The 20,510-nt window shown below is 61.4% G+C and carries 16 protein-coding genes; 7 read left to right on the top strand and 9 right to left on the bottom strand.

Annotated features, from left to right (window positions below; translation table 11 throughout):
* The first annotated feature begins 70 nt into the window (after nt 1-70).
* The 3 genes from BM413_RS09580 to BM413_RS09570 all read left to right on the top strand — a co-directional run bounded on the left by BM413_RS09580 (nt 71) and on the right by BM413_RS09570 (nt 3,314).
* A complete protein-coding gene (locus BM413_RS09580) occupies nt 71-1,546 on the top strand; it encodes a YcjX family GTP-binding protein (protein ID WP_091912701.1) in 1,476 nt (491 codons plus the stop codon).
* The gene (locus BM413_RS09575; protein ID WP_091912699.1) at nt 1,543-2,634 is read left to right on the top strand and encodes a YcjF family protein; all 1,092 of its coding nucleotides are present in this window, start codon (nt 1,543-1,545) and stop codon (nt 2,632-2,634) included. The genes BM413_RS09580 and BM413_RS09575 overlap by 4 nt, the downstream gene beginning before the upstream one ends.
* Nucleotides 2,635-2,759: 125 nt before the next feature.
* The gene (locus tag BM413_RS09570; RefSeq protein ID WP_091912876.1) at nt 2,760-3,314 is read left to right on the top strand and encodes a hypothetical protein; all 555 of its coding nucleotides are present in this window, start codon (nt 2,760-2,762) and stop codon (nt 3,312-3,314) included.
* Between the two features lie 61 nt (nt 3,315-3,375).
* Here the strand turns inward: BM413_RS09570 and BM413_RS09565 are convergent, their stop codons facing one another.
* Nucleotides 3,376-3,642, bottom strand: a complete 267-nt coding sequence (locus BM413_RS09565; protein WP_091912697.1) for a hypothetical protein — start codon at nt 3,640-3,642, stop codon at nt 3,376-3,378.
* A 309-nt stretch (nt 3,643-3,951) separates the two neighbouring features.
* On the opposite strand from BM413_RS09565, the gene BM413_RS09560 reads away from it, so the two are divergent.
* Nucleotides 3,952-5,802: a monovalent cation:proton antiporter-2 (CPA2) family protein gene (locus BM413_RS09560; RefSeq protein WP_091912695.1), complete on the top strand. Its 1,851-nt coding sequence runs from the start codon at nt 3,952-3,954 to the stop codon at nt 5,800-5,802.
* Nucleotides 5,802-6,350 (top strand): DUF924 family protein, encoded by a 549-nt coding sequence (locus tag BM413_RS09555; protein WP_091912694.1) that lies wholly within the window; start codon nt 5,802-5,804, stop codon nt 6,348-6,350. Before BM413_RS09560 ends, BM413_RS09555 begins: the two co-directional genes overlap by 1 nt.
* A 13-nt stretch (nt 6,351-6,363) precedes the next feature.
* Here BM413_RS09555 and folK read toward each other — a convergent pair whose 3' ends face one another.
* Both folK and folP read right to left on the bottom strand, forming a co-directional pair.
* Nucleotides 6,364-6,879 (bottom strand): 2-amino-4-hydroxy-6-hydroxymethyldihydropteridine diphosphokinase, encoded by a 516-nt coding sequence (gene folK, locus BM413_RS09550; protein ID WP_091912692.1) that lies wholly within the window; start codon nt 6,877-6,879, stop codon nt 6,364-6,366.
* Between the two features lie 26 nt (nt 6,880-6,905).
* The gene (gene folP / locus BM413_RS09545; protein ID WP_244537817.1) at nt 6,906-7,751 is read right to left on the bottom strand and encodes a dihydropteroate synthase; all 846 of its coding nucleotides are present in this window, start codon (nt 7,749-7,751) and stop codon (nt 6,906-6,908) included.
* A gap of 126 nt (nt 7,752-7,877) precedes the next feature.
* On the opposite strand from folP, the gene BM413_RS09540 reads away from it, so the two are divergent.
* Nucleotides 7,878-8,510, top strand: a complete 633-nt coding sequence (locus tag BM413_RS09540; RefSeq protein WP_091912691.1) for a DUF922 domain-containing Zn-dependent protease — start codon at nt 7,878-7,880, stop codon at nt 8,508-8,510.
* Nucleotides 8,511-8,517: 7 nt separating this feature from the next.
* Here BM413_RS09540 and BM413_RS09535 read toward each other — a convergent pair whose 3' ends face one another.
* The 3 genes from BM413_RS09535 to BM413_RS09525 form a co-directional block, all read right to left on the bottom strand.
* Nucleotides 8,518-9,543: an NAD(P)/FAD-dependent oxidoreductase gene (locus tag BM413_RS09535; RefSeq protein WP_091912689.1), complete on the bottom strand. Its 1,026-nt coding sequence runs from the start codon at nt 9,541-9,543 to the stop codon at nt 8,518-8,520.
* Nucleotides 9,544-9,625: 82 nt separating this feature from the next.
* Nucleotides 9,626-9,946: a 2Fe-2S iron-sulfur cluster-binding protein gene (locus BM413_RS09530; protein WP_091912688.1), complete on the bottom strand. Its 321-nt coding sequence runs from the start codon at nt 9,944-9,946 to the stop codon at nt 9,626-9,628.
* 110 nt (nt 9,947-10,056) lie between these two features.
* Nucleotides 10,057-10,431, bottom strand: coding sequence for an Hpt domain-containing protein (locus tag BM413_RS09525; RefSeq protein WP_091912872.1), 375 nt, complete (start codon nt 10,429-10,431; stop codon nt 10,057-10,059).
* Nucleotides 10,432-10,708: 277 nt separating this feature from the next.
* On the opposite strand from BM413_RS09525, the gene BM413_RS09520 reads away from it, so the two are divergent.
* Nucleotides 10,709-17,521, top strand: a complete 6,813-nt coding sequence (locus tag BM413_RS09520; protein WP_091912686.1) for a hypothetical protein — start codon at nt 10,709-10,711, stop codon at nt 17,519-17,521.
* 81 nt (nt 17,522-17,602) lie between these two features.
* Here the strand turns inward: BM413_RS09520 and BM413_RS09515 are convergent, their stop codons facing one another.
* From BM413_RS09515 to BM413_RS09505, 3 genes are all read right to left on the bottom strand, one after another.
* On the bottom strand, nt 17,603-18,184 hold the full coding sequence (locus tag BM413_RS09515) for an ABC-type transport auxiliary lipoprotein family protein (protein ID WP_091912684.1): 582 nt from the start codon (nt 18,182-18,184) through the stop codon (nt 17,603-17,605).
* A 110-nt stretch (nt 18,185-18,294) separates the two neighbouring features.
* The gene (locus tag BM413_RS09510) at nt 18,295-19,668 is read right to left on the bottom strand and encodes an MlaD family protein (protein ID WP_091912682.1); all 1,374 of its coding nucleotides are present in this window, start codon (nt 19,666-19,668) and stop codon (nt 18,295-18,297) included.
* A 14-nt stretch (nt 19,669-19,682) separates the two neighbouring features.
* Entirely contained in the window at nt 19,683-20,507 is an 825-nt protein-coding gene (locus BM413_RS09505) for an ABC transporter ATP-binding protein (protein ID WP_175544290.1), read from the bottom strand.
* Nucleotides 20,508-20,510 lie beyond the last annotated feature (3 nt).

The following is a 20,510-nucleotide window of genomic DNA, read 5'->3' as shown; positions in this document are numbered from 1 at the left end:
TCCCTGCCGGCGCTTCAAATCGGAATCGCATTGCCTATATCGGGAGGCATCCACAGACGAGGTTTGGCCTTTGGCGTCTCTGACCACTTTCACCGACGAGGCGCGAATAGCGCTGGACACGATTGCGGAACGGACAACAGGCCTGTTCGCGCCGTCTATGCGGGTAGGCGTCACCGGCCTCTCACGCGCCGGCAAGACCGTTTTCATCTCCGCATTCGTGCACAACCTCATCCAGGGCGGACGCCTGCCGCTGTTCGAGGCGCAGAAGTCCGGCCGCATTTCGCGTGCTTTCCTGGAAGAGCAGCCCGACGATGCCGTGCCGCGCTTTCAGTATGAGGATCATATCGATGCGCTGGTGAACGCGCGGACATGGCCGGACTCAACGCGTGCAATCTCGGAACTGAGGCTGACGATCGAATATGAATCCGCTTCCGGCTGGAACCGGATGTTTTCGGCGGGTCGCCTGTCAGTCGATATCGTCGACTATCCCGGAGAATGGCTTTTGGATCTGCCGCTTCTCGGCAAATCCTACAGTGAATTCTCCCACGACGCATTCGAGATGGCGGCATTGCCGGTTCGCACCGACCTGTCGGAAGACTGGCGAAAGCTTTCCGAAACGATCGACCCCAATGCCGATGCCGACGAGATGACGGCTCGAAAGCTGTTCGAGAGTTTCGCGGCCTACCTGAAAGCCTGCAAACTTGACGAACGGGCATTGTCGACCTTGCCGCCCGGCAGGTTCCTCATGCCCGGCGACCTCGAAGGCTCGCCGGCGCTGACCTTCGCGCCCCTGCCCGGCCTCGAAAATGCCCGCCCCCGCCCCGGCTCGCTCCATGCCATGATGGAGCGTCGCTACGAGGCCTACAAGACCCACGTCATCAAGCCGTTCTTTCGTGAGCACATCGCAAGGCTCGACCGTCAGATCGTGCTGATCGACGCCATGCAGGCGCTCAACGCAGGTCCAGGCGCAATCGCGGATCTTGAGCGCGCAGTCACCGAAATCCTTGCCTGCTTTCGCCCAGGACGCGGCAGCTTCCTGACTGACCTGTTTTCGCGGCGCATAGACCGCATCCTCGTCGCCGCCACCAAGGCCGATCACCTTCACCACGAAAGCCATGACAGGCTGCAGGCAATCGTGCGCCGCCTCACGGAGCGTGCCGTCGCCCGCGCCAATCTGTCGGGCGCCGACGTGGACGTACTGGCCATGGCGGCAGTGCGCGCAACGCGCGAAGGCACGGTCAAGCAAGGTCGCGAAACGCTTCCAGTCATCATCGGCACGCCGCTGGAAGGCGAAACCATCGGCGGCGAGACATTCGACGGCAAGACCGAAACAGCCATATTTCCCGGTGACTTGCCGGCAAAAGCGGATTCAGTTTTTGAAGCCGGCGGCGCCAGCGGGCATCAAACCAACGGTGACCCCACCATCCGCTTCGTGCGCTTCCGTCCGCCGAAACTGGAAAAGACTGCCGAGGGCGTTACCCTGTCGTTGCCGCATATAAGGCTGGACCGGGCGCTGCAGTTCCTGATCGGAGACCATCTCGCATGAACGCGCCCCGAAAGCCGGCCGCCTTCCGCATCGAGCCGGAAGCAGCCGAGGAAAAGACGGCTTCCGCCTCAAAGCGCACGGCCACCGAAGCACCGCGCAAACCCCGTGCGTTGAAGACGGATGTAGCAATCGTCACGCCCGCAGAGATCGACGTCTTCGACGAACCCGACATCATTGCGAGCGAGCCGCCGCCCGCATCCGCGCCACGACGCCAGTCGAAGCTCGCCTCGATATTCCTCGGCGCGCTGGGGATACTGGTTTCGCTCGCCGTCGGCTTGTGGACCGACCAGCTCATCCGCGACCTGTTCGAGCGTGCCGAATGGCTGGGCTGGCTTGCGGCAGGCGTGGCGGTCATCGCAGCACTCGCACTCGTTGTGATCCTTCTGCGGGAAATGCTGGCGCTTCGGCGTCTTGCTTCGGTTCAAAAGCTGCAAACGAAGGCGCTGGATGCGGTTGCCCGCGATGATCCGAAGGCTGCACGGTCGGTGGTGGAGGAACTTTCCGCATTCGTGGCCGGCAAGCCCGACACCGCAGCCGGCCGGCGCGCGCTCGACGAACTGCGCGACGAGATCATCGACGGCGCCAATCTAGTGAAGCTTGCCGAAACCGAAATCCTGAGCCCGCTCGACGCCCGCGCCAAGGTGTTGATCCTGGATGCGGCCAAGCGCGTATCGCTGGTGACCGCCGTCAGTCCCCGTGCGCTGGTCGATGTCGCCTATGTCGTGTTCGAGGCAGGCCGACTCATTCGGCGCTTGTCGGAGCTTTATGGCGGCAGACCGGGAACGCTCGGCTTCTTTCGCCTTGCCCGCAGCGTGCTGGCTCACCTGGCCGTTACAGGTTCGATCGCCGTCGGCGACAGTTTCGTGCAGCAGATCGTCGGCCACGGTCTCGCGGCGCGGCTTTCGGCCAAGCTGGGCGAAGGCGTGGTCAATGGCATGATGACCGCGCGAATCGGCATCGCCGCGATGGAAACCGCCCGCCCCCTGCCCTTCATCGCGCAAAAGCGGCCGGGCATGGGTGACTTTCTATCGGCGCTGACCTCGTTTGCGACGAGGAAACAAACGGAAAAGACGACAGCGGAAGACTGATCGGGAACTTCGAAATTGACCTCGAAGCGATTGCATGGGATGCCCAAGGTGACGAAGCATTAACCAATCTTGGTCATGGTTCAGGAAATCGTAACCACGTTTTCTTTGTCTCCGGGTGTCCCTTGATGAAACGCGCAGTTCTGTCCACCGTGTTGCCGATCATGGCATTTGCCGCAGCAACACCAAGCTTCGCAGATACCGTTCAGGGACCTCAGCGCGACAAGAAGTTCTTCCAGAGCGTTGAAGGCGACTGGGTCGGCCCGGGCGAAATCGTCGCCGGCAAATACAAAGGCACGAAATTCAACTGCACCTTCACCGGCTCGACGCCTTCTGGCAAAGTCGGGATGACGCTGGATGGCGGCTGCCGTGTCGGCGTCTTCACGCAGAAGATGTCGGCCACAGTCGAGCACAAGGGCAGCAAGGGCTACAAGGGCACCTTCCTCGATGGCGCCGCCGGCAAAGGCCTGGACATCATCTCCGGCAATGTCGTCGATGGCCGCAAGGTCGTGTTCGCGCTCAACCGCAACCAGCTCAAGGGCGTGATGCAGGCGCGCATTCCCGATGACAACACGATGAATGTCACCGTTTCGGTGCGCGTCGATGAGCAGATGGTGCCGGTCATCGGCATGAGCTTGAAACGCGTCGACGCAACTGCCGTCGGCACGATCGCGCGAAAATAGCCGATAACGAAAAAAGCGGCCGCCTCACGACGACCGCCTTTCGGCAATAATCAAAAAAATATCAGCTCTTGATCACTGCAATCAGTTCGTCATAGGCCTTGCAGGCATCGGCTGAGGTCGTGGAACCCTGATATTTCGTGCCGATCTCCTGCACCTTTGTGGTCAGTTCAGCAGCTTTTGCGGGGTCCTTCGTGATAGCGGCCTGCAGTGCCGTCGTCAGCTCCTGTGCCTTTTGGCCCAGCACCTCAGACGTGCATTCCGGTGCCTTGGAACAGGCCGAGCCGGCCAGCGCCGCGATGCCGACCGCGACGAGCAAAAATTTCTTCATTGTAGTCCTCTCCTTGAAATAGCAGCAAAAATGACAGCCGCATGTCTCAAGCCCCCCGCTTGGCCAGTAGCCAATCGTGCTTTAGCGCCCGTTTGTGACGGTTTGCAACTGCAACGCGAAAACCTGGAAGGAAAATTCGATGAGCCAGGCGCTTTTTGGTGGACTTACCTGTCTTGCGAAGAATGATGGGCATACATCGTCGGGTTCCCCTCCCTTTCCGGGCTTTTCGCGCGAGGCGTAAGCTTCTATCCTGACGATCGATCCCCCTTTCGCCGTGCAAACGTCCGGCGCGAACAATCAGGACAGTTTATGGCGGCGGAAGCTTCGAACAGCGATCTCATTCAGGTGGTGGCATTGCTCGGTGCCGGCGTCATAGCCGTTCCGATCTTCAAGCGCTTGGGCCTGGGCTCGATTCTCGGCTATCTTGCCGCCGGCCTTGCGATCGGCCCCTTCGGGCTCAAGATTTTTTCCGATTCGGCTGCCATCCTGCACGTCGCCGAGCTTGGCGTGGTGATGTTCCTGTTCATCATCGGGCTTGAAATGCAGCCATCGCGGCTTTGGGGCTTGCGAAAACAGATATTCGGCCTCGGCGTGCTTCAGGTCGGCGTATGCGCAATGCTGCTTACCGGGGTCGGTCTCCTGACCGGGTTTTCGGTTTCGGTATCCTTCGTCGCCGGCGCCGGTTTCGTGCTCACCTCGACCGCCATCGTCATGCAGATATTGGAAGAGCGCGGCGAGATGTCGTCGCCCAACGGGCAGCGCATGGTCTCCATCCTGCTTCTGGAAGACCTTGCCATCGTCCCGCTTCTGGCTGCGGTGGCGTTTCTCGCGCCTGTCGCGGCGGGGCACGCGGAGACGACATGGTCGACTCGGCTGATTGATATCGGCATAGGCCTGGGGTCGATCCTCGGCCTCGTGATAGCGGGACGCTACCTGCTCAACCCCCTGTTTCGCATTCTCGCCGATTCGCAGGCCCGGGAAGTGATGACGGCAGCCGCCCTGCTTGTCGTCCTCGGTTCGGCGCTTGCCATGCAACTCGGCGGTCTCTCGATGGCGATGGGCGCCTTCCTGGCCGGCGTGCTGCTGTCCGAATCGACGTTCCGCCACCAGCTCGAAGCGGATATCGAGCCATTCCGCGGTGTCCTGCTCGGCCTGTTCTTCCTCGCCGTCGGCATGTCGCTGGATTTGCGGATCGTCGCCGCCAACTGGCAGATCGTGGCCTTCTACGTCGTCGCCTACATGCTCGTTAAGGCGCTGGGCATCTATCTGGTCGCTCGTTTCCTGAAATCGAGCCATCGCGTAGCACTGGAGCGCGCGGTGATCATGGCGCAGGGCGGCGAGTTTGCGTTCGTTCTCTACTCCTCAGCCATGGCCGTAGGCATCATCGACGGGCAGGCAAACGCTCTTCTGACTGCCGTCATCATCCTTTCCATGGTTTTGACGCCGCTCGCGATAATCGCCTTGCGTTACCTCACGCCAGCTACGGAACAGGCGCTGGATGGCGTCGATCTGGCGGAAGATCTGCAAGGCAGCGTGCTTGTCATAGGCTTCGGGCGCTTTGGCCAGATAGCAAGCCAGCCGTTGCTGCTGCGCGGCATCGACGTCTCCATCATCGACAACGATGTCGAGATGATCCAGGCCGCCGCGACTTTCGGTTTCAAGGTCTATTATGGCGATGGCACCCGGCTGGATATTCTGCACACCGCAGGTGCCGGCCGCGCCCGCGCCGTTCTCATATGCGTGGACAAGGGCGATGTTGCCGTCCGCATCGCCGAGCACATGCGCGCCGAATTCCCGCTCGTGCCGGTTCTGGCGCGGGCCTATGACCGCGGCATTGCGATGGACCTGATACAGGCAGGCGTCGACTACCAGCTTCGCGAGACTTTCGAATCCGCCCTCGCCTTCGGCCAGTCGACGCTCGAAAAGTTGGGCGTAGACGAGGAAGAAGCGGCAGAAGTCATCCAGGACGTGCGCCAGCGCGACGCCGCTCGCCTCGACGCGCAGCTTGCCGGCGGCCTGCAGGCCGGCCGCGGCTTCATGAAAGGCAACATGCCGGTGCCGGCACCGCTCACGCCGCCGCGACGCCCTGGGCGGGCCATGGACGAGGGAACGGCAACCGTTCTCGGACAATCGGTTACAGCAGAAGGAAGTCAGAATTGATGGCGGAATTGGACCGGAACGCGCTCGAAATCCTCGAATTCTGGCGCAAGGCCGGCCCCGACCAGTGGTTCACCAAGGACGCCACGTTCGACAGTTCTTTTCATGATCGCTTCCGCGAGCTGCATTTTGCCGCTGCAAGACGTGAACTGGATCACTGGGCCGACCAGCCGGAAGGCTGCCTCGCACTGCTGATTTTGCTCGACCAGTTCCCGCGCAACTGCTTTCGCGGCACGGCGCATATGTTCGCGACCGACCCTCTCGCACGGCATTTTGCCCGCAAGGCCGTGGAGCTTGGCCATGACGAAGCCATTGACCCCGAATTGCGCGTCTTCCTCTATTTGCCTTTCGAGCACTCAGAGCATCTGGACGATCAATATCGATCGGTGGAACTGGCGCGGTTTCTGCCCGAGTCTTTCATGAAATTCGCGATCGAACACCGTGATATCATTCAGCGTTTCGGGCGCTTTCCGCATCGCAACCGGGCTCTCGGCCGCGAAACGACGCCGGAGGAGCAGGCTTTTCTCGACAGCGGCGGATTTGCGGGCTGATGCAGGCGAAGCCTCAGCCCCGCCACCAGTCCCGGCCGGAGGGAAGCCTCTCGATCCCGGCGCGATCGATCTGTTTGAGGCGCTCATCCAGGCTTACGCCACCAACGGAAAAATCCGGCGCTATCTCCGACAACGGCACGAGAACGAAGGCGCGCTCCAGCATGCGGGGATGCGGAACCTCAAGCCCGACTTCGTGGATCGTGCGGTCGCCGAACACCAATATGTCGATGTCGACAAGACGCGGGCCCCAGCGCTCTTCGCGAACGCGCTTGAGTTTCCGTTCCGATTCCAGGCAAAGCTCGAGCAATTCGCGCGGCGGCAACCCAGTCGCGATCTCAGCCGTTGCGTTGAGGAAATCCGGCTGGTCGAGCTTGCCCCACGGCGGCGTGCGGTAGAGCGACGAGACGGCCCGAACCTCGGTCTTTGGATCATCGTCCAGCATACGCAAGGCGGCGGCCATGGCTTTCGCCGGATCGCCGAGATTTCCGCCGAGGCTGAGATAAACGCGCTCTTTTTTGGGATTAGACAATCGTAACCTCGGCTTGACCGGAATTCTTAAGACAAAGATCTGGCAGTTTCGCGCGCGAAGATAGCATCCGCGACGGCAAGCGCATCGGCATTGATCGCGACATTGTGCACCCGAAATAGCGCCGCCCCTTTCAGGCGAAGGACTACGCTCGTGGCCGCAGTGGCAGCATCGCGAGCCTCGGAATCCTTACCCGAGACATAGCCAACGAACCGCTTGCGCGACGTGCCTACCAGCCATGGAAAGCCGAGCGCATGAAGCTCGGAGAACCGCGTCATGAGCTGCAGGTTTTCCTCCGAATCCTTGGCAAAACCAAAGCCCGGATCGAGCAATATCTGTTCGTCACGCACTCCAGCCGCACGCGCGATCTGCAAGGATCGCTCGAGAAACTCGAACTGGTCGGCGATGACATCAGGGTTTTTCTCGCGCTCCCGGCCGGTATGCATGATGACAAGCCCCGCCCCGGTCTCGGCTGCAAGCTTGCCAATGCCCGGTTCACGCTGAAGGCCCCATACATCGTTGACGATATGCGCGCCGGCAGCCACCGCAAGCCTAGCCGTCTCCTCGCGATATGTATCGACCGAGATCAGCATATCGCCGGCCTTCGCAAGCGCCTCGATGACCGGCAATACCCTTGCCTGCTCCTCTGCCGGCGACACCGGCGTCGCGCCGGGACGGGTCGATTCCCCGCCGACATCGATGATCGATGCGCCTTCGCTCGCCATGCGCTGCGCCTGCTCGATGGCCCTGTCAGGCGCATTGAAGAGGCCGCCATCCGAAAAACTGTCCGGCGTGACGTTCAAAATCCCCATCACCAGCGCCTTGTCACCGATGTCGAGGTGCCGGCCGTGGGCCAGCTGCCATCGTGTCGTCACGGTCGATTGCTCTTTTTCATCAGGCGAAGGCACAAAAAATCAACACTTGTTGCAGCAAGACTGGTTTGGTGGCGATTTCGGTTGCACACCAAAGTGCGCGTAAAGCAAGGTACAGCAAGAGGCAATATGAACAAACGTATCCTGCTGGCCCTCGGCTTGATCGTCGCTTCGGCCATTCCCGCCGGCGCTGTCAGCCTTTCGAAGACCTACAGCTACTTTTCGGTCGGCGGTAACACGCTGGATCAGATCGAAAACGAATTGGCCCGGCACGGGCCACAGGTAAAAACCTCCAACAAGCGCCACCCCGGCGCCACGCAGATGGAATTCACCACACGCCTCGGCTACGCCAAGGGAACAACGACGTTCGCTTCAAGCTTTTGCCAGCTCGCCGAGGCGAAGGTGACCTTGAAGGTAAAAATCATCCTTCCCAGGTGGAGCCGCCCTCGCAAGGCGGAACAGGATGTCAGACTGATCTGGGATACGTTGGCTTCCGACATCAAGCGGCATGAGGAAGGCCATGTCGTCATCGCCAAGAATTACGCCCGCGAAATGGAACGGGCCATGAAGGCGATGGGCCGGCAAAAGGACTGCGAGACGGTTCTGGCCAAGGCTAAAGAGATCCGTTCCAGGATTCTCGAAAAGCACGACAAGGCGCAGGAACAATTCGACCGGGTTGAAAGCGTGAATTTCGAAAGGCGCATCATGCGCCTTCTGGGATATCGCCTCGAGCGCATGGAAGCAGCACGCCGCGCCGGCTGAATGCAGCCTAATCAGCCACGCCAAGCTTCTTCTGCAGGCTGGAAGACGACGTCGTGTACTGGAACACGATGCGCTCGCCGGGGCTGACGATCTTCTTGGCAGCCTGCGCCATCAGCGCCACTTCGTGAAAGCCGGAAAGGATCAGCTTCAGCTTGCCCGGATACCAGTTGATATCGCCAACGGCGAAAATCCCCGGCACCGAGGTCTCGAACTTCTCCGTATCGACTGGAATAAGGTTTTCATGGAGATTGAGGCCCCAATCGGCGATCGGCCCGAGCTTCATCGTCAGGCCGAAGAACGGCAGCATGCGCGTGCAAGGGATTTCGACGTCGCCATCGGGCCCTTTGATGGTCGCGGATGAGAGTTGCCCGTCGCCGCCCTTCAGACCCGTCACCTGCCCGACCTGAAAATCAAGCTGCTTCATCTCCTGCATCGCGTACATCTTGTTGACGCTGTCAGGAGCCGCACGGAATTCCGGGCGGCGATGAACCAGCGTGACGCTTTTGGCGACAGGCTGCAGGTTGAGCGTCCAGTCGAGCGCGGAATCGCCGCCGCCGACGATGACGAGATCATGGCCCCGGAATTCTTCCATGCGCCGGACCGAATAGAAAACGCTGGTGCCTTCATAGGCCTCGATACCCGGTATCGGCGGTCGCTTTGGCTGGAACGAGCCGCCGCCGGCAGCGATCACCACGACCTTAGCCTCGATCACCTCGTCTTCGTCCGTGGTGACGCGAAACGTGCCGTCTTCGAGCTTTTCGAGCCCGGAAACCATGCGGTTGAAGCTGAACTCCGGCTTGAACGGAGCGATCTGCTCCATCAGCTTGTCGACGAGGCCTTGGGCCGAGATCGAAGGCCAGGCCGGAATGTCGTAGATGGGTTTTTCAGGATAAAGTTCGGCGCATTGGCCGCCGGGCCGATCGAGAATGTCGATCAGACGGCATTTCATATCGAACAGGCCGAGTTCGAACACGGCGAACAGCCCGACCGGCCCTGCTCCGATGATCAGAACGTCCGTCTTGCTGCTCTCCATATTCCTGCCCTCGACTGTGATGTGTTGAAAATTTCCCTAGCAGGATATCAGGAATGGAAGCGCCTGGCCGGTAACAGCGGAATTATCCCTGGCGCTCAGGAACCTGCACCACGAGCCCGTCCAGTTCATCGCGAACCTTGATCTGGCAGGACAGGCGCGAATTCGGCCGAACGTCATAGGCGAAGTCGAGCATGTCTTCTTCCATCGCCTCCGGCTCGCCGACAATATCGGTCCAGGCCTCATCGACATAAACATGGCAGGTAGCGCAGGCGCAGGCGCCGCCGCATTCCGCCTCGATGCCCGGCACCGCATTGCGGATGGCGTTCTCCATGACGGTCGAGCCGTTTTCGGCTTCCACGTCAAAGCGCGTACCATCGAAGGCGAGAAAGGAAAGCTTGGTCATTACAGCCCCTGAAATGAATACCAAGCCGAGATAATCACTCCGGCGCGCAAGTCAACTGCGTCGCAAAAGCGGCCTCGCATGACGTATTCGAGAACAAGTGGAGAAATTGCCTATCGATTGATAGCGGCGACGAATTCGCGGACTTCGTCAATGAGCCCCGACAACCGCTTCAAAACATTGCGATCTTCGGGCTGCTTTTCGATCTCGGTCGCGCAATCGGCAATGGCGAATGCACCGACGCCACGCGCCGAACCCTTCAGGCCGTGGGCCAAACGAAGACGCTCATTTGTGCTGGCAGCAGAAATCTGGTCGCGAACCTGCAAGGCCTGCTGCACGAACAATGCCAGCACTTCCTGCTCGAGCGCACGATCGCCCATCGTTTGCCGGGCGAGATGAACCAGATCGACCGGGCGAGACCGCGCCGAGCCGCAGCTTTCGCCGCCCGGCATCGAAAATGCGACGGCGTTGGATGTATGCAGTGCCATTTCAACCTTCTTGTCATGCACCCGGCTAGATCAACCAGGCTAGCGTAATCATGTGGATAACGGGTTAATGTGCGAGAGCGCGGAAATCCGTCGCAAAGCCGCCCAAATCGTGGCTTCGTTAACCTTATGTTTAAAGTTTTACGTATCTGGCCGGATTCAAGTTTCCTTTACCCGGCTGTGCCACTACGATACGGGCGGTCCATAATAAGCCTCGCACGCGGGCATATAAGCGCCGAAATTTGGCGACCTCGCGGCAGTAGTACAGGGTAACGGCGAAATGGCGAAAAAAACTTCGACAACGAAGAACCTCGACAGCGAAGTCGCAAAAGAGCTCGAGGAAGCCCTCGACTTCGACCTATCGGCAGGCGCCGATGAGCTGGATATAGCAGCCTCGATGGAAGATCTGGAGGCGCAGATATCGCAAGCCGCTGACGAGCTCGCACGCGAGAGCCGGGCTGAAAAAGCCGCTCAGCCTGCTGTACAGAATGCGCCCTCGAAGCCCTCGAGTTCCAATTCCAATTCTAAAAAGACAGCTGCTCCCGCTGCCGAGCTTCGCCCGGTCGAGCAGCCGAACGGACGCCCTTCCGGCTTTTCGCCGGCCAATGACGACCAGCAGCGCGACTACAGATCGGTTATGCACGGCATAAACCGGCGTTCGTCGAACGGCGTCTATTGGGTCGTGGCAATTCTCTCGCTGCTGTGGATCGGTGGCGGCTTTCTTCTCGCCAACATGCTGTTTACGCCAAGCATCCTTGAGATCCGATCGATCGATCAGGTCCTGGCGCGCCCGTACCTTATTCTGCTCGGCGTCCTCACCTTTACGCCGATAATCCTTTTCTGGGCGTTCGCGCTCATGATCCGCCGCGCACAGGACATGCGCATTGCCGCCCAGTCCATGACGGAAGTGGCTTTCCGCCTCGCCGAGCCGGAGAATCTGGCACAGGATCGCGTCATGACCGTTGGCCAGGCTGTGCGCCGCGAAGTGGCGGCCATGGGCGAAGGTATCGAACGCACGCTGGCCCGCGCTGTCGAACTCGAAACGCTGGTCCACACCGAAGTCAACCAGATCGAACGCTCCTATTCGGAGAATGAGGCCCGCATCCGCTCGCTCGTCGACGGGCTCGGCAGCGAGCGTGAAGCCGTGGTGACCCACGCCGAACGCGTGCGCGCGTCGATCACCGGCGCGCATGAGACACTGCGCGACGAACTGGGTTCCGCCAGCGAAGTCATTCGCGACAATATCCTGAACGCCTCGACCAAGCTGTCGATGACGATCAACAATTCCGGCGATACGCTGATCGATCGCATCAACGAAAGCGGCGCTTCGATCTTCGAGTCGATCGATCAGCGCCTCGACACGATCGGCGATCGCATCACCACGTCCGGCGAGGCTTTCGCCAGCCTTCTCGACACGCGCATCGCCAAGCTTACCCAGAGCACCGACGACATGACGCGGTCGCTCTCTGACCTGCTGGACGACCGCACCTCCGGCATGGTTTCCCTGCTGGGCGGCGCTGCCCGCACGCTGAATGCCGACTTCGAGGCGAGCCTCCAGGGCATCGAGCGCACGCTGGCCGAACGCGGCCAGGTCCTCATCAGCGAGTTCCAGACGCGCGCCGAAGCGCTCGACACCGGCACTCAGAAGCTCAATGCCGCCCTTGAAGCCCGCGCACGGCAGATCAACGAAACGCTGGTCGACCGCGCACGCGAGATCGCAAACACCTTCTCGGAAGGCAAGCAGAGCCTCTCGACCGTCATCGACGAAGGCCGGGCGCGGATCGGCTCCGAAATGGCGGATATCGTCATGTCGACCTCTTCCATGCTGGAAGCGCGCGCCGACGACTTCGCAACCCGGCTGGAATCGGCGCGCAATGTCGTTTCCGACGCCCTCGACGCAGACATCCAGAAGCTTAGCGAAGCGCGTCAAAGCATTGACGAGGCCGTCGAAAATCAGTCGCGCAAGTTTGCTGAGAGCGGCGAACGCATCGCAACAACGCTTCGTGGCGATCTGACCAAGTTCGAGGAAAGCCGTGCAGGCATCGAGGAGGCCGTCAGCCTCCAGGTGCTGAAGCTAGCCGAAGGCCGCACCCTGATCTCGCAGGCGCTCGATGAGGATTTGCGCAAGATTAACGAATCCCGCGCCACCATCGACGCATCCCTTGGCGATCATCTGGAGCGGCTGGCCGAAGGCCGTGCAAGCCTCACCCGCGCGCTCATGGAGGATTCGCAGAAACTCACTCAAACCCGTGCGGGCATTGATGAAATGGTCGCCGGCCATGTCGGGAAGCTGAGCGAAGGCCGCAGCATTCTTTCGCGCGCCCTCGAAGCCGATCTTGGAAAACTTGCCGAGAGCCGCTCGAGCATCGACAACCTCATCGACGGGCAACTCGAAAAGCTCGACGAAGGCCGTTCGCGCCTCACCCGCGCCCTGGAAGACGATCTCAACAAGCTCGCCGAGAGCCGCTCCGGCATCGACGGACTGGTCGCCGGACAGGTGGAAAAGCTGGCCGAAGGCCGCGATATTCTTAAGCGCGCGCTGGAAGCCGACCTTGCCAAGCTTGCTGAAAGCCGCAGCAACATCGACAATCTCGTTTCCAGCCAGGTCGAGAAGCTGGCCGAGGGCCGCGACATTCTCTCCCGCGCTCTGGAATCGGATCTGGGCAAAATCGCCGACAGCCGCTCGAGCATCGACAATCTCATCGACGGCCAGCTCGAAAAGCTTGACGAAGGCCGCCTGCGCCTCACCCGGGCTCTTGAGGACGACCTCAACAAGCTCGCCGAAAGCCGCTCCGGCATCGACGGTTTGGTCGCCGGACAGGTGGAAAAGCTGGCCGAAGGCCGCGATATTCTCAAGCGCGCGCTGGAAGCCGACCTTGCCAAGCTTGCGGACAGCCGCTCAAGCATAGACGGTCTCGTGGCAAGTCAGGTCGAGAAGCTTGCCGAAGGACGCGACGTTCTCTCCCGTGCCCTCGAAGCCGATCTGAACAGGATCGCCGACAGCCGTTCGAGCGTCGACAACCTGATCGACGGGCAGCTCGAAAAACTGGACGAAGGCCGCCTGCGCCTCACCCGGGCTCTTGAGGACGACCTCAACAAGCTGGCCGAAAGCCGCTCCAGCATTGACGGTCTCGTCGCGGGTCAGGTCGAGAAGCTGGCCGAGGGCCGCAATATCCTCAAGCGGGCGCTGCAGGAAGACCTGACCACCATCGGCGATATGGTCTCCGCCCATGCAGACAAGCTCGGTGAGGGTCGCGCAAATCTGACGCGTGCTTTGGAAGACGACCTCGGCAAGCTGGCCGAAAGCCGCTCCAGCATTGACGGGCTGGTCGCCGGACAGGTGGAGAAGCTGGCCGAAGGCCGCGACATTCTCCGCCGCGCCCTGGAAGCCGATCTGTCAAACATCGACCGCATGGTCTCCCAGCACGCTGACAAGATCAGCGGTCACCGCCAGCAGTTGACGCTCGCTCTTGAAGAGGACCTCAACAAGCTCGCCGAGACGCGCTCGGGGCTGGACGGCATCGTCTCGACGCATGTCGAGAAGCTCGCGCATGGCCGCGATATCCTCTCGCGCGCCCTGGAAGCGGATATGGCCAATATCGAGGGTCTCGTCGCCGCGCAGGTGGAAAAGCTTGTGGAAGGCCGCAAGGTGCTATCGAACGCCCTTGAGGCTGATGTGGCCAGCATCGAAGGCGTCATCGCCGGACAGGCTGAAAAGCTCGGCGAAGGCCGCAGCGTGCTCACCCGCGCCCTTGAGCAGGATATCGAGAGCATCGAAAACCTCATTGCCAGCCAGACCGAGCGTCTTGCCGAGGGCCGCGCCATGTTGGCCCGCACGCTGGAAGAAGATCTGCAGAAGCTCGCCGAGAGCCGTTCAGGCATCGACGGTCTCGTCGCCGGACAGGTGGAAAAGCTCGCCGAAGGCCGCGACATTCTCCGCCGCGCCCTGGAAGTCGACCTGCAGAAGCTCGCCGACAGCCGCTCGAACATCGACAACATCGTTGCCGGACAGGTCGAGAAGCTGGCCGAGGGCCGCAACATCCTCTCGCAGGCGCTTGAAGCCGACCTGCAGAAAGTCACCGACAGCCGCGCGGACGTGGACGGCATCATCGCCGCCCACATCGGCAAGCTCTCGGAAGGCAGGGATATGCTTTCCCGCGCCCTTGACGACGATCTGAACAGGCTCGCCGAAACCCGCAGGGAGATCGACGAAGCCGTTTCCGGTCACATCGAGACGATCGCCGGCAAGCGCGCCGACATCGCCGATGCCCTGTCTGCCGATGTCGAGAAGATCGAGGAAGCCTTCCGCCGCCAGACCGGTGTCATCGAGGAACGCACCGGCACCATGGAGCGTGCGCTTTCGACCGGCATCGACAATGTTCGTATCGTGTTGGAAAAGAGCGCCGTCTTCGTGGCCGGGGCACTTCGCGAGAAGGTTCTGGAAGTCACCGCCGCGCTGAACGAAGAAGCCGGCAAGGCCTTCACGGATGCCGACCGCCAGATCGCGGATCGCGCCGAGCAGACCTCGGCGGCGCTGCTTGCCCGCGCCGACGACATCACCCGCGCCTTCGAGGAAGCCGACGGCCGCCTCGCCGCCCGTGCGCAGGAAACGTCGTCTTCGCTGATCGCACGCGCCGAGGAAACCGCCGATACGTTGGCGCTGCGCGCCGGCGATATCGTCCGGACCTTCGACGATGCGGACCAGAAGCTGGTGGCTCGCGCTGTCGAGACCGCGAGCTCGCTCGCGGTTCGCGCTGGCGACATCCTGCGCAACTTCGACGACGCCGACCAACGCCTCAGCATGCGCATCGGTGAATCGGCCGATGCACTGGCCGCGCGTGCTGCCGAGCTCGGCCGCATCTTCGATGCAGCCGACCAGCAGTTCATCTCCCGCATTTCCGATGGCGCAACCACGCTCGGTTCGCGCGCTATCGAAATCGTGCGCAACTTCGAGGAAGCAGACGCCCGCCTCGCCGCCCGCGTCGGAGAGACCGCCGAAACCCTGGCCGGACGTGCCGCCGATATTGGCCGTGTGTTCGACACCGCCGACGAGCGTCTTGCTGCAAGGCTCAGCGAGTCTTCGTCTGCGATCGGAACGCACGCGACCGAGATCGCCAACGTCTTTGCCGAGACCGAGCAGCGTGTTGCTGATCGGGCCAAGCAGACCGCGGTAGAACTGGACGCTCGTGCACGCGCCATCGAAGAGACGCTCACCAATGCGGATCAGCGTCTTGCGTCGGGTGTCGAAGCCGTGGCTGCAAGGGTGGACGAGCATGTCGCCAATGCCGAAATCCGCCTCGCTTCGAGCGCCGAAAATGTCGGACAGAAGCTCAACGAGCAGATATCGCAGGCCGAGGCACAGCTTGTTTCCCGTGCCAACGTCATCGCCGAGACCTTCACCGCGGTCGGCCAGCATATCGGCCAGAGCACCAACGACGCCGCACGCACCATCGGCGCCAACACCCGCGAACTGAACACGATGCTTGCCGAGCGGTCCGCCGAGATCACCAAGATCCTCGACGAAACCGCCCGCCCGCTTGTCGAACGCTTCTCCGAAAGCGGCGACGAGCTGCAGAAGAGCCTCGAACTGGCCACCCAGAAGGCAACGGATCGTCTTCGTTCCGAAAACGCCGCTTTGGTCAATGCGCTCGCCAACCGCACCGCCGAGACCCTGTCTGCGGTCGAGGGCGCCCGCAACAATCTGTCCGAAGGCGTCACCGATCTCATCGTCCGGCTTGGAGCGTCCAGTTCACAGCTCAACGATCTCATCGAAAAGGCAGCCACAAACCTCGCCAATGTCGATGATCGCCTGGCGGGCAGCACGCAGAGCTTCGCCGCAACGACGGAGAAGGCCGCACAGACCTTCGCAAGCTCGGCACGGCTGGTGGATTCCAACACCACCCGCCTCACGGAACTGTCGTCCAACACGCTCAAGGAAGTGGCTTCCATCGCCACCCGCTTCGACGAGCACAGCCGCCTGCTGACGAGCGCTTCGGAACTGCTGAGCTCGGCCCAGAGCAATCTCGAGCACACGCTCGAGCGCCAGTCGTCGCTGGAGGATCTGGCGGTTGGTCTGGTCAAAAAGTCGGAAGACCTCGAGCGGGTCATGCGCTCCTTCGAAGACCTCGTCGGCAAGGCGCTGGACAAGGCCGAGGATCGCACCCTCGCCTCGACGGACAAGATCCGCATCGCGATTTCCGATGTTGTCGAGTCCGCGACGAAGCGCTTCGCCGACGCCACCGAGGACATGCGCCGCACGGCAAGCTCCATCAAGAGCGAGCTCGACGACACCCGCGCCGAGCTCAAGAAGGGCGTGCTCGACATGCCCGAGGAAGCAAAGCAGTCCACCACCGCCATGCGCCGTGCTGTTACCGAACAGATCAACGCCCTCAAGGAACTCTCCGAGATCGTTGCGAAGTCCGGCCGTACCGTCGACGTTTCCGACCGTACGGCACAGCGCCCGGCAGCAGCACCCCAGGCGCGTGCACCGGAACCGCAGCGTCGCGCGCCGGCCCCAGCCCCGCAGGCGCCGGCCGCGCCGCAGCCTCCTGCTCCTCACCTGCCGCTGCGCGGGACGCTGGAGATGGAACGCACGCCCGATCCGGCCCCGCGTCCGCGTGAAGGCAATTCGCGTGCACAACCCGGCGGCTGGGTCCGTGACCTGCTGAGCGGCGCATCGCGTGAAGAGGCCCGCCCCGAAGGCACCGCCAACGCCTCGCGTCCGGCAGCAAGCCCGCGTTCAGCCGCCCATGTGGTGGAATCGCTGAACTCGCTCTCGGTCGACATCGCGCGAGCGATCGATCATGAGGCGTCGATCGAGTTGTGGGATCGCTACAGACGCGGCGAGCGCGACGTGTTCACGCGTCGCCTTTACACGCTCAAGGGCCAGCAGACCTTTGACGAAATCCGCCGCAAATATCAGGCCGACGCCGAGTTCCGCGCCGCCGTCGACCGTTACTGCGACGACTTCGAAAAGCTCCTGAAGGACGTTTCGCGCAACGATCGTGACAACGTCATGGCCCAGACCTACCTGTCTTCGGATACCGGCAAGGTCTACACCATGCTTGCCCATGCAGGCGGGCGGCTGCGCTAAGCCGACAGAGGCATACAGACAAGCAAAAGGGCGGGAATTTCCCGCCCTTTTATTTGTCCTGAGACACCCGCATACCGGTGATCAGATCTCGGAATCGGTCCATTTGACGATATCGCTCGCGGCCTGGCCGAAAGCGCTGTTCAATGCCCGGACATAGGCGTCGTTGCCGCTACCCGAAACCGGTGCGCTGGCCTCGAATATCCGCGAAGCCCGCACAGTGCCGTTGCGGTCGTTGAGCAGGCGCACGAAAAGCTCGACCTCGGCATGCGATCCACCGTCAACGCGCACTTCGAAGGCCCGAACCTCGGCGATGACCTGATAGTCAATCGCCAGTCCCTCGCCCGGCAATCCGACGCCGGCAAAACTGCCCGAACGCTGGAACGTCTCAGCCAGCCGGGCCTGCACGATCTTCGGCAGCCGATCGGCCCATTGCGCGCCCTTCAGAAACTGGATCACGCCGGGAGCCGGCTTTATGACGATGTTTTCGCCATCCAGCGCCTTCAGGGCCGATGGCTCGGCAATCAGAATTTGCGTGCGGTTGCGCGCTTTCTGCGTTTGGCTGGCCGGTGCGGACAATTCATAGGTATCAAGCGGCGCAGGGCCTCCCCCGGGCAGGAGCGCGCATCCCGAAAGTGCCGCGGCGATAATGGTAGCACCAGACATCAGCTTAACTGTCTTCACGGCAGATCCTGTCCGAAATTTCCCCAACCCTTGCCGCGACCGGCGGATTTCTTCCCTTCGGCGAACTGTTTCATCATATACGCTCACCGATCTCAACGTCGTGTCCGCCCGTCGTACTGACGGACAGCCCCGTCGCCACCTGTAATGATGCGCTGCGGATTCTTTTCCAGATCGCTGATGGCCTGCTCGATCCGATTGATGGAGCGGCGGCTGTCGCGCACCAGCGAGTCGACATCCCGCAATCCCTGCCCCGAAAACCGTGCGAGCCCTTCGGTGATGACGCCGAGCCGCGCATTCAGCGTGTCGGCTACCTGGCGGAAGGATTTCAGCGTCGCGCTGGCATCAGCCATCACGCCTTGAGCCTCACCCGAGCCCAACAGGCTGTCGACCTTGGCCAGGACCCCGTCGATGCGCACGGAGGCAGCGTTGAGACGCTGCGTCAACTGGCCGGCATCGCTGATCATCTGGTCGATATCGTCGGTGCGTCGGCTGAACCTCTCGGTCACCTTCGACACGTCCGCCGCCGCGGTCTTCGCATCACGGCTGGCCATCTCGATATTGCCGAGTGCCGAGCGTACCGTTGCCGGATCGACGCCCTCCAGAATCTTGTCGACCTTGCCCACCGTGCCGCTGGTCTTCTGCGCGAAATCATTGATCGAAGCGACCGCAGTGTCGACGCCAGCAATGATCTTGTCGAACTGCTTGCTGTTCTCGCTAAGGCTCTTGGTGAAGGTTTCCACATTGGCGACAATGGACGAAACCTTATCCTTGTCGACGGCCTTCAGTATGTCTTCGGCGGCCTTGAGCGTACCGTCCAGCTTGCCTGAAACGCCGGCCAATTCTTCCGAGAGCTTGGAAACGCTGTCGAGAAACTTGTCGACCCCAGCGGCATTGCGGCCGAGCGCATCCGAGAATTTCTGCGCGTTTTTCACCGTATCGGTCAGCGGACCGCGCACGTCGCTGGTGAAGCCCTCAAGCTGGGACAGCACATTGTCGGCGCGCTTGAAGATATCCTGCGCCGTCTGCAGCAGATTGGTCACCGCCGAAGGATTGGCGGTGATTTCGGCCATCTTTCCAGAGGCTTCCGCCTCGTCGAGCAGGTTCGCTTCCGATTTGTCCGCTCCCTTCAGCTCGATATTGGCCTGGCCGGTAAGGCCGGCGAGACCGATATCGGCCTGGGTCGACTTTGTGATCGGCGTTGCCCTATCGATTTCAGTGTCGGCAATGGCAACCGTGGGATTATCGACATCGAGAAACACCCGCCGCACGTCACCGACCTTCACGCCGTTGAACAGCACCTGGCTTCCGCGGCCCAGCCCGGAAGCCGAACCCGGAATGCGCACACGCAGCATCGACGTCTCGCCGCGATCGCCGACCGCCGCCGTCCAATAGACGAATGCAAAGGCCGCGAGCACCGCAACAAGCGTGAAAATTCCGACGACGACGTAGTTGGCTCTGGTTTCCATTCCCGCCTTTTACTTTATGCCCTTGCAGCCATATCGATCTGCCGTGCGCGCTTGCCTCGAAAATAAGACTTGACCCACGGCTCGTCGCTTTCAAGCATGTTCTGGATCGTGCCTTCCACCAGAACCCTTTTCTTGCCAAGTACGGCAATTCGGTCACACACCGCAAACAGGCTGTCGAGATCGTGGGTCACCATGTAGACGGTCAAGCCCATCGTGTCGCGCAATTTGGCGACAAGTTCGTCGAAATCGGCAGCACCAATAGGATCAAGTCCGGAGGTCGGCTCGTCGAGGAATACGAGATCCGGGTCCAGTGCCAGTGCGCGTGCAAGCGCTGCACGCTTAATCATGCCGCCGGAGAGTTCGGACGGGAATTTGCCTGCTGCGTCCCGCGGCAGGCCGACAAGCTCGATCTTGAGCAGCGCCAGTTCGTCCATCAACCGCTTCGGCAGGTCGAGATATTCACGCATCGGCACCTGTACATTTTCCAGCACCGTAAGCGCCGAAAACAGCGCACCCTGCTGGAACAACACACCCATGCGCATGTCCAGCTTCATGCGATCGGCATCGCTTGCCTTGTCGACATCGACGCCGAAAAGCTTGATCGTTCCTGAGCGCTTCTGGTTCAGCCCCAGCACGGTGCGCAGCAGAACCGACTTGCCCGCGCCCGAAGCGCCGACAAAGCCAAGAATCTCGCCGCGCCTTATGTCGAGCGACAGATTTTCAAGCACGATCTTGTCGCCGAAGCCGACAGTGATGTCGCGCGCCGACAGCACGATATCGTCGGTCGGCGCCGCAGCGTCCCCGCTCTCCCTGGTCGAGTTTTCGCGCGTCATCGCCATCCC

It is taken from the genome of Mesorhizobium sp. YR577, assembly GCF_900116595.1.
In the GTDB taxonomy this organism is placed as follows: Bacteria; Pseudomonadota; Alphaproteobacteria; order Rhizobiales; family Rhizobiaceae; genus Mesorhizobium_M.
Note: the sequence above shows the minus strand (reverse complement) of the source record. Positions and strands in the feature narration are given on the sequence as shown.